The organism is Arthrobacter sp. TB 26, assembly GCF_000427315.1.
Classification (GTDB): domain Bacteria; phylum Actinomycetota; class Actinomycetes; order Actinomycetales; family Micrococcaceae; genus Arthrobacter.
On sequence record NZ_AUPJ01000233.1, the window covers coordinates 1 to 9747 of the forward strand.

Genomic DNA, 9747 nt, shown 5'->3' on the forward strand with positions numbered 1-9747 from the left:
GGGCCGCCGTCGAACGCTGGGTGTTACTGCGGTCCTGTCGCTTAGGCGAGCCGGGTCAGCCAGCCGTGGGTGTCCTCGATGGTTCCGGTCTGGATGCCGAGGAGCTGCTCGCGGATGGCCATGGTGGTCTCCCCCGCCTTGGCGTCCTCGGAGCCGATGAACTCGGTGGTGTCCTTGAGCACGCCGATCGGGGTGATGACGGCGGCGGTGCCGCAGGCGAAGACCTCGGCGATGTCGCCGGAGGCCACGCCGTCGCGCCATTCGTCCAGCGTGATCTTGCGTTCGGTGACCTCACGGCCCATGTCCTTGGCCACCTGGATGACGGACATCCGGGTGATGCCCTCGAGGATGGTGCCGCTCAGCGCGGGGGTGACCAAGGAGCCGTCCTTCATCACGAAGAACACGTTCATGCCGCCGAGCTCTTCCACGGCGTTGTCATTGAACTGGTCCAGGAACAGCACCTGCTTGCAGCCGTGGGACTCGGCCTCCTGCTGCGCGATCAGTGACGCGGCGTAGTTGCCGCCGCACTTGGCGGCGCCGGTTCCGCCGCGGCCGGCGCGGGCGTATTCGCGGGAGATCCAGATGGAGACGGGCTTGAGCTCGCCGCCGAAGTAGTTGCCGGCCGGGGAGGCGATGACGCGGAAGGACACCTCACGGGCGGCGCGGACACCGAGGAAGGCCTCGGTGGCGATCATGAACGGCCGCAGGTAGAGGGCTTCGCCGTCGCCGGAGGGGACCCATTCCTTGTCCGCGGAGACGAGCTCGCGGATGGCGCCCAGGAAGTACTCTTCCGGGAGCTCCGGCAGTGCCAGGCGGCGGGCCGACTTGTTCAGGCGGGCGGCGTTGGCCTCCGGCCGGAAGGTCCAGATGGAGCCGTCGGCGTGGCGGTAGGCCTTGAGGCCCTCGAAGATTTCCTGACCGTAGTGCAGCACGGCGGCGGAGGGATCCAGGGAGATGGGGCCGTAGGCCTCAACGCGGGCATCGTGCCAGCCGCCCTTGCCCTCGGCGTCGACGCTGTAGTCGACGATGGCGGTGTGGTCGGTGAAATAGTTGCCGAAACCCGGGTTCGCCAGGATGGCAGCACGTTCTTCAGCGGACTTCGGGGTTGCCGAGGGCTGCTGGGTGAATTCGACGCCATGGGCAGTCTGAGTCATGGTTCCTCCACGGTCGGCTGCCTGGTGTGTGAACGTGGTTCAGCGTCGGACCACGGCAGCATATTGGTGATTCGAAACAAGCTTACGCCCGTTGGCGGACCCTCCGGCGCCCCGCCAACCACGGGCCTACAGGGCGGCTGCGATGGCGTCGCCGATGGCGCTGGTGCTGCGGACCGCGGTGCCGCGGCCAGCGACGTCGGCAACAACGGCCGCTTCGATTTTGCGGGCGGCGGTGCCGTAGCCCAGGTGGTCCAGGAGGAGGGCAGCGGAGAGGATGGCGGCGGTGGGATCCGCCTTCTGCTGGCCGGCGATGTCCGGCGCCGACCCGTGGACCGGTTCGAACATGGACGGCGCGGTGCGTTCCATGTTGATGTTCCCGGACGCGGCGAGGCCGATGCCCCCGGTGACCGCGGCGGCAAGGTCGGTGATGATGTCGCCGAAGAGGTTGTCGGTGACGATGACGTCGAACCGGGCGGGATCGGTGACCATAAAAATCGTGGCGGCGTCGATGTGCAGGTAGTCGTGGGTGACCTCGGGGAACTCCTGGGCCACGGCCTCCACGGTGCGCTTCCACAGGTGGCCGGCGAAGACCAGGACGTTGTGCTTGTGCACGAGCGTGAGCTTCTTGCGGGGACGGTCGTTGGCGCGGCGGAAGGCGTCGCGGACCACGCGTTCCACGCCGTGGGCGGTGTTGAGCGAGACCTCAGTGGCGACCTCGTGCGGGGTGCCTGCGCGCAGGGTGCCGCCGTTGCCCACATAGGGGCCCTCGGTGCCTTCGCGGACCACGATGAAGTCGATGTCGCCGGGGTTGGCGAGCGGGCTGCCGACCCCCGGGTAGAGCCGGGACGGCCGCAGGTTGACGAAGTGGTCCAGGCTGAAGCGGAGCTTGAGCAGCAGTTCACGCTCGATGATGCCGGAGGGGATCCGGGTGTCGCCCGGGGCCGCGCCGACCGCGCCGAAGAGGATGGCGTCGCGGGTGCGGAGATCGGCGAGGGTTTCCTCCGGCAGGGTCTCCCCCGTTTCGAGCCAGTGCTGCGCGCCGAGTTTGTAATGCGTCTGCTGCAGGACAATACCCTCGGCGGCGGCGGCCTTCTCGAGGACCTTCACGGCCTCGGCGGTGACCTCGGGGCCGATGCCATCGCCCGGAATAACGGCCAGATCAATCGTGGATGCGCTCATGTTTTCAGCGTAGCCAAGTCATCCACATACTGGTCAAGTTGTCTCATTATCCGAACATCCGCCGGGTCAGGGGCCGCCGGCGGGAGAGGCGACCACGACGACGTTCTTCCCCCAGGGATCTTCCGTGTAGCAGCTGATCAGCACCAGGCGGTTGGGGACGGCGTCCCAGACGGGGCCGTCCTTCAGGGTGGACTTCGTGTAGGTGGTGACAGACTCGACGGCGTAGCGGAGCATGCCGGTCTCCGTGGCTACAGTGAGGATGTCGCCCGGAGCCGCGGCCGTACTCAGGAGGTTGAACGGCGCGTCCAGGCCCTCCCAGCTGTGGCCGATGACGTAGGTGGTGTTTTCAGAGCCAAGCCCTGGCGTGCCAAAGGGAGTGAGCCAGTAGCCGTCCATCGTCTCCGGAGGAACGATGCTCCGGCTTTCGGCGTCACCGCTCGGCGGCTCCAGGGGATGGACCACCACGTCCATGCCTGCCGAGGGGTAGGTGATGCGTTGCGGAACGGAGGCCGCGGGTCCCTGTGCTGCGGTCGCAACAGCGGAGGGGCTCCCGGTCGGCTTTGGCGCGGAGGATGCCGCCACGGGCTTCGCTGCCGCCACCTGCTGTCCGTAGGCCGGCTGCACGATTCCCGGAGCGGACGCCGCGTAGAACAGCCAGGCGGTGGCGAGTCCCAGGACGCAGGCCACGAGCAGGAGGATGTCCCTCGGGCCGAGCACCAGGCCACGGATTCCGGGTACCCGGAGTAGATGGTTCCGACGGTGCCTTCTCATAATTGCTCCTGTTTAGCTGCCTGCGCCCTGCAAGCGGAACGGGACGTGCAGGGCGGGTGCTGCAATCGCGGCACCCGCCCCTGAATTGCTCTGCCCTAGCTGTGCTGCTTAGCCCTCAGCGTTCCTGGCGCGCCTTCCGCCGCTCCAGAGCACCGCTGCCGCTCCCGCCGTGAAAACGCCGGTCAACGCCATCAGCCACGTGGGAATGCCGGAGTCCGAGGTGCGGCCAACCGCGGTCTGGACGTTGTAGCCGACGTTGGCCTTCTTGGCGGCCGGCGCGACGGTTTTCGCGGCCGGGACAACAGCCTTGGGCACCACCACGGCGGGTGACAACGGCGTCACAGTCGATTCCGGCGTCGTGTCCGTTCCCGGCGTCGTGTCCGTTCCCGGCGTCGTGTCCGTTCCCGGCGTCGTGTCCGTTCCCGGCGTCGTGTCCGTTCCCGGCGTCGTGTCCGTTCCCGGCGTCGTGTCCGTTCCCGGGGTTTCGTCCCCCGACCCCGGATCAGCAGGCGGATCAACCGGAGGATCTACTGGCGGGTCCACGGGCGGATCAACAGGCGGATCAACGGGCGGGTCCACGGGCGGATCTACTGGCGGGTCCACCGGCGGATCCACGGGCGGGTCCACGGGGGGAACAGCGACGGCCACGCAACCATTTGCCAGGAACGCCAGGTTCGCAGTGCTCACGTTCTGTCCATTCGGAAAGATTTTCCCGTCATTGGCCGGCACGATGTCCAGAGTGTCGTTCGCGTGGGCCTTCAGCGCGCTCAGGTTGATTGTCTCGACGACGAACGGGTTCCCCGGCGAGCTCGTCGCATGACAGATCGTGAGCTTCGTGTCCGCGGGGGGCGCCGCGTTGGCAGACACCGTGGCCGCCATCAGCCCCAGCCCCACAACCCCCAGAGTGGCAATTGTCCGTCTCATGTTCCGTCGCTCCGTCCAGTCAGGTTTAAAGGACTTGACTGCGCGCGGAGTAACCGTCTTAGAGACCCAGGAAAGACAACTATTCGAGACCTCAAACAGCGAATTGAATGGTGACAGTTACTCCCCAGCAGTGTCGTCAGTTCGCTTGCTATTTCAGGCTATGGGGGCCGCATCGCCGGGTCGTGAGTAGTCGGTACTCGTCTAATCGATAGTCAAATACCTTGTTACCGCGTGGGGTACTCAGTAACGGAGCGATTGACTACTTGCCGGTAGCTTCCTACCGGAAAGGGTCGGACGGCCGGGCGTCGAAGTGGCGCGTATTACCCGGAAACACGCCTGCGACCTCTCGTGAGTACAACGCAAATGCTCCCCCACCTTTCCTCAAAGGTGCGGGAGCATTCAAGCGGCGGACGGGCGGCGGAGGTCAGGCCTCGGCGGGCTCCTCGTACTTCGGGAAGACCGGGGCCGGGGCGGGCAGTGCGGTGCCGGCTTCAATCGGCGTGCCCAGCGCGGCGAACTCCCGCGCTTCGCCTTCCGGCTGGCCGAGGGTGCCCAGGATGGCCGCCGTCGCCGTCGGCATCACCGGCTGGGCAAGGATGGCGACGATCCGCAGCACCTCGAGGGTGACGTACAGGACGGTGTTCATGCGCTCGACGTCGGTCTTCCGCAGCACCCAGGGCGCCTGCTCCGCGAAGTAGGCATTGGTGTCGCCCAGGACGGTCCAGATCGCCTCGAGCGCGCGGTTGAACTCCTGCTTTTCGAAGGCGGAGCGGGAAATGTCCAGCAGGCCGTTCGCCTGGCCCAGCAGCGCGGCGTCCTCAGCGGTGAAACCCCCGGGGACGGGAACGGCGCCGTCGCAATTCTTCGCCACCATGGACAGCGAACGCTGGGCCAGGTTGCCGAAGTTGTTGGCGAGGTCCGAGTTCATCCGGCCCACGATCGCGTCGTGGCTGTAGGAGCCGTCGGCGCCGAACGGCACTTCACGGAGCAGGAAGAAGCGCACCTGGTCCAGCCCGTACTGCGCCACCCAGTCCGCCGGCGCCACCACGTTGCCGAGCGACTTGGACATTTTCACGCCCTGGTTGTGCAGGAAGCCGTGGATCATCACGCGCTTGGGCAGTTCCAGCCCGGCGGACATCAGGAACGCCGGCCAGTAGACGGCGTGGAAGCGGGAGATGTCCTTGCCGATCACGTGCACGTCCGCCGGCCAGTACTTCCGGAACGACTCGGACTCGGTGTCGGGGAAGCCGACGCCGGTCAGGTAGTTGGTCAGCGCGTCCACCCAGACGTACATCACGTGGTCCGGGTTGCCGGGGACGGGGACTCCCCAGTCGAAGGAGGTGCGGCTGATCGACAGGTCCTCAAGGCCGCCCTTGACGAAGCTGATGACCTCGTTGAAGCGGTTGTGCGGGGCACCGAAGGAGGGGTGGTCCGCGTAGAGGGCCAGCAGCCGGTCCTGGTATGCGGAGAGCTTGAAGAAGTAGCTTTCCTCTTCGGTCCAGGTCACCTCGGTACCGGTTTCGGCGGCATAGCGGAGGCCGTCGGCCTGCACCTCGGTCTCGTCCTCAACGAAGTACCGCTCGTCGCGGACCGAATACCAGCCGGCGTATTTGGACAGGTAGATGTCCCCGTTGGCTTCCATCCGCTGCCAGAGCGCCTTCGCGGCCTCGTAGTGGTCCGGGTCCGTGGTGCGGATGAAGCGGCTCAGGGAGATGCCGAGGTCATCGCTCATCTGGCGGAAGGCGGCCGAATTGCGGTCGGCCAGCTCCTTGACCGGGATGCCTTCCTTTTCCGCGGTCTGCTGCATCTTGAGGCCGTGCTCATCGGTGCCGGTCATGAAGAAGACGTCGTAGCCGTCCAGGCGCTTGAAGCGCGCCATCGCATCCGTGGCAATGACCTCGTAGGCGTGGCCGATGTGCGGCACGCCGTTGGGGTAGCTGATGGCCGTGGTGATGTAGAACGGGGTCTTCTCGGAAGTTGTCACAGTTTTTAGCCTAGATCAGTTCGGTGAGGGTATCGCTTTGGCGGACTAGTTCGTGGTCATGGGAAGCCACCAGGACGGCGATTCCGTCCGACGTCGTGTCCTTGAGGATGCTGATGATGCGGTTGGCCGAGGCCCGGTCCAGGCTGGCGGTCGGCTCGTCAACCACCAGCACGCGGGTGCCAAGGATCAGGGCCCGGGCGATCGCGACGCGCTGGCGTTCGCCGCCGGAGAGCTGGGCCGGGCGGTGGCGCATGCGCCGGCCGAGGCCGACGAGGTCCAGGAGGTCCTTGGCCATGTCGCGGCGCTTGTCCACCTCGCCGTCGGGCACGGCGGGCAGCAGCACGTTCTCGAGCGCGCTCATGCCGTCGATCAGGGCACCGCCCTGGTCGACGTAACCGATCAGGGCCCGGCGGCGGTCGGCGATTTCGTCGTCGCCCATGGTTTCGAGCGAGTCGCCCTCCCAGAACACCCGGCCCGACGTCGGCAGGGTCAGTCCCGCGCCGACCGTCAGGATGCTGGTCTTGCCCGAGCCGCTGCGGCCGGCGACGCAGTGCATCTCGCCGGCGTGCAGGGTCATGTTGAAGTCGTCCACCACGTTGACGGCTTCGGCGCCGCTCTTGCCGCCGCCGTAGTGGATCGTGATATTGCTGAGCTCCAGCGGTGTGGCGTGGTCCGCGGCCTTCACGATCGTGTTGGCGCGCGTCTGGTGGGCACCGCGGCGGGTGCTCGCAGTCATCCGCTCGTGAGCCTCACGGTCAAGGTTCAGGTCGTTGTTCATCGGACCACTTTCGTTGCAATTGGAATCCAGCAAAGTACAGCCACGAGCCCGGCGATAGCGGCCCAGAGCGCGGCATAGGGGGCGAGGAGGAGTCCGACGCCCAGGGCGCCCAGGACGCCCAGCGGCAGCGCGACCGTTCCCACCATGGCATTTTCAAAGAAGCGGACCTGGCCCAGCATGTCCGGGTTCCAGCCCATGGCCTGCAGCGTGCCGAGGTACTGGCGCTTGGCCTGCAGCTCGAAACGGCCGGTGACCATCGTCAGCAGCAGCCCCACGGCGACGCCGGACAGGCCGAGGATGACGCTGGGCAGTGCGATGGACGTGGCGGCCAGGCCGCTGAGCGCACTCGCCCCGGCGGCCCGGGGAATGTCGATCAGCAGCGCGACCATCCCGCCGACGGCGGCGGCGAAAACACCGACAGCAACAGCCAGGGAAATGGTGTTGAACTTGTTGGTGCTCAGCTGCCGGTTGGCGAACGTCAGCGGGGAGTCCACGGCGATGAGCCGTTCATCGTGCTGCGGCTCCTGGTCCACCACCTCGCGGTGGCGCAGCTGCTGGGCGGCGAAGAAGGCCGCACCCACATACAGCACCAGCACCGAGGCCGAGACGATCGCAGTGGCAGGGTTCCAGCTGACCAGGCTGAGGATGATCCCGGCGAGGGCCAGCAGGGCGGCACCGACACCAAACTCGGCAAGCACCCAGGACCGGATCCGGCGCTGGGTCCAGCCCATGGCGCGCAGGGTCCCGGCCTCGCTGCGGCGTTTGCGGACGTAGCTGACGGTGGAGGCGCCGGTCAGCAGGGCGGCACCGCAAAGGGTCAGGAACAGCAGGGTCAGGTTGGTGCTGGTGAGGGAACCGGAGACGGCGTCCGCGGCGTTCTGGCGCACCCACGACTGCTGCACGGTGCCGAGCGGGGACTCCTTGCCGGCGTCGTCCTTGGAGTAGCCGGGGACGAAGATGCTGGCGTCCTCGCGGGCCGAGCCGGCAACAACGGTTGCCTGCAGGCCCATGTCCCGGATCTCGTTGGCCAGCTTCTCCACCTCGGGCTGCGCCTCTTTCCAGCTGCCGGGCACCTTGGCCCGGACCCGCACGGCGTCGATCACGGCGGCGTTGTCCTCGTACCCGCGGGCAGCGGCCAGGCCGTAGTAGTCGGTGATGGCGCCGGCGGACTGGCTGGCCAGGCCCGTGGCACTCAGCGACGGCTTGAGCTCGGTGTTGCTGGCGTCCTTGCCGGAGGCGTCCTTGGTGAGCGTAAACGGCGTGGGGTCATAGCCGCCCAGCGGCAGGCGGTTGACGTCGCCGGCGGCCGCCTGGACCTTCCCGGCGTCGAACGTGCCGTAGACCATGGCGAGCGGAGTCGCCGGCTTTTTGCCGGTCTCGAGGCCTTCGCGGTAGGCACGCTCGTCGACGGGCTTGCGCTGCGTCTGGTCCACCGCGGACCCGTCGGCAGCTTTCTCGGGGAGGCGGTTCACGGTGACCCAGTCACCGGGGGTGGCGCTCTTGTCCACGGCGCCGTTGCCGGCCGTCTCGCCGTCCTTGTACTTCGGGGCGGAGGCGAAGTCGGTGCTCCAGGTGGCGGGGTTGTAGAGGCCCTGGCTGAAGGTTCCGGTGTCACCGAGCAGCTGCGAGAGGTCCTTGGAGCCGGGCCAGGCCAGGGCGAACGGGGACTTGGAGACGAACGGGAGGTAGTCCTTGTCCAGCGAGCGGGTGGCGGTCCCGACGTCCTTGGTGACATTGCCTGCGGCGTCGATTTCCTCGATCTTGACCGAGTACTTGAGGTCAAGGGACGTGCCCGAGCGGACGATCAGCGGGATCGCCTGCGAGTCGTCGGTCAGCTGTCCGTTGCGCTTGGCCTGCTGGTACTGGCTCATCAGCGGGGCCCAGTACTTGAGTTTGACGCCGAGGAAGTCCGGACCTTCCTTGAGTTCGTCCATGCCGATGCCGGTGGTGAAGAGGCTCTCGAAGTGCCGGCCGATTGCGCCGGCGTTGCGGGCGTCGGCGGGCGGCGCCTTTTCCAGCGGGGCGAGGAAATCGCCGGCGCTGCCGAGCAGGGCACGCTCGGAGACGGGGTCGACGGCGACGACGGATTCCGTCACCTGCGGGGCGAACGGAAGGGAGACGGAAAGGTTGAAGAGAGTGTGCTCGGAACCGCCGGCCGGGGCCGGGAACTTGATGCCGGTCTCCCCCGCCGGGCCCGCGATGCGGACGTTCTTGCCGCCGGCGACCTGCTCTTCAATGAGCTTCGCCTTGCCGAGGGATCCTTCGGCCGTGGTCTTGAACAGGGTCTGGTCGGACTGGCCGTCGGAGCTGACGGCGCTGGCAGTGAGCCGGTATTTCTTTGGTGTGTCGGACAGCACCGACTCCGCGGCCGGCCATTTGCTCGGATCAGTGGCGCTGGGGTCCCCGGCGGTGCCGGCGAGTCCGGCGTTGTAGCCCAGGTAGTCGGTGGCATCCAGTCGCGGGGACTCGAGGTTCTGGGTGACGCGCGAGACGAGGCTGATCGGGGCCGCAACGGACGTGCCGGAGAGCTTCCGGAGGGCGTCCAGCTGCTCGAAGCTGATGCCGCCCTGGCCGGTGGCGATATCCGGCTGCATGAGCCCGCCGTTGTCGTCAGCCTTGGCCTGGACGAGGACGTCGTAGAGCCCCCGCGAGTTCTGGTCAACGGTCCGGTTCAAAGCGGCCTGCGACTGACCTTGCACGAGGACCGAAAGGCACATGGCCACGATCAAAATGGACGCGGTCAGCAGAAGCACTCGGCTTCTGATGAACCTCTGGACGGCGTTCATTGGGCTCCTGAAAGCTGGATTGCGTGCGCACACCGAAGTTCATTCCCTGCGGAAGTGAAGGCGTCCCCTGCCGGGTGTGCAAAAGTAAAGGCCGGACTGCCGGCCGGATCCGAAATTCGGACCTAGCCATTGTACGCAGACCGGCCATGTGTTCGCGGACACCGGCGGCGG

Annotated in this window: 7 protein-coding genes; all 7 read right to left on the reverse strand. The window is 67.0% G+C overall.

Annotated elements, in window-relative coordinates; translation table 11 throughout:
• Positions 1-41: 41 nt before the first annotated feature.
• Positions 42-1154 (reverse strand): branched-chain amino acid aminotransferase, encoded by a 1113-nt coding sequence (locus tag K789_RS0108305; protein WP_024366354.1) that lies wholly within the window; start codon positions 1152-1154, stop codon positions 42-44.
• A gap of 126 nt (positions 1155-1280) precedes the next feature.
• Positions 1281-2333, reverse strand: a complete 1053-nt coding sequence (locus K789_RS0108310) for a 3-isopropylmalate dehydrogenase (protein ID WP_024366355.1) — start codon at positions 2331-2333, stop codon at positions 1281-1283.
• 66 nt (positions 2334-2399) lie between these two features.
• Positions 2400-3104, reverse strand: coding sequence for a class F sortase (locus K789_RS0108315; protein ID WP_024366356.1), 705 nt, complete (start codon positions 3102-3104; stop codon positions 2400-2402).
• A 108-nt stretch (positions 3105-3212) separates the two neighbouring features.
• Positions 3213-4028 carry a hypothetical protein gene (locus K789_RS25075; protein WP_128081586.1) on the reverse strand — a complete coding sequence of 272 codons (816 nt, stop codon included), beginning with the start codon at positions 4026-4028 and terminating at the stop codon, positions 3213-3215.
• 424 nt (positions 4029-4452) lie between these two features.
• Complete coding sequence (gene metG, locus K789_RS0108325) at positions 4453-6012, reverse strand: methionine--tRNA ligase (RefSeq protein WP_024366358.1); 1560 nt, start codon at positions 6010-6012, stop codon at positions 4453-4455.
• Positions 6013-6022: 10 nt separating this feature from the next.
• A complete protein-coding gene (locus tag K789_RS0108330) occupies positions 6023-6790 on the reverse strand; it encodes an ATP-binding cassette domain-containing protein (protein ID WP_024366359.1) in 768 nt (255 codons plus the stop codon).
• Entirely contained in the window at positions 6787-9576 is a 2790-nt protein-coding gene (locus K789_RS0108335; RefSeq protein ID WP_024366360.1) for an ABC transporter permease, read from the reverse strand. The genes K789_RS0108330 and K789_RS0108335 overlap by 4 nt, the downstream gene beginning before the upstream one ends.
• Positions 9577-9747: the final 171 nt, after the last annotated feature.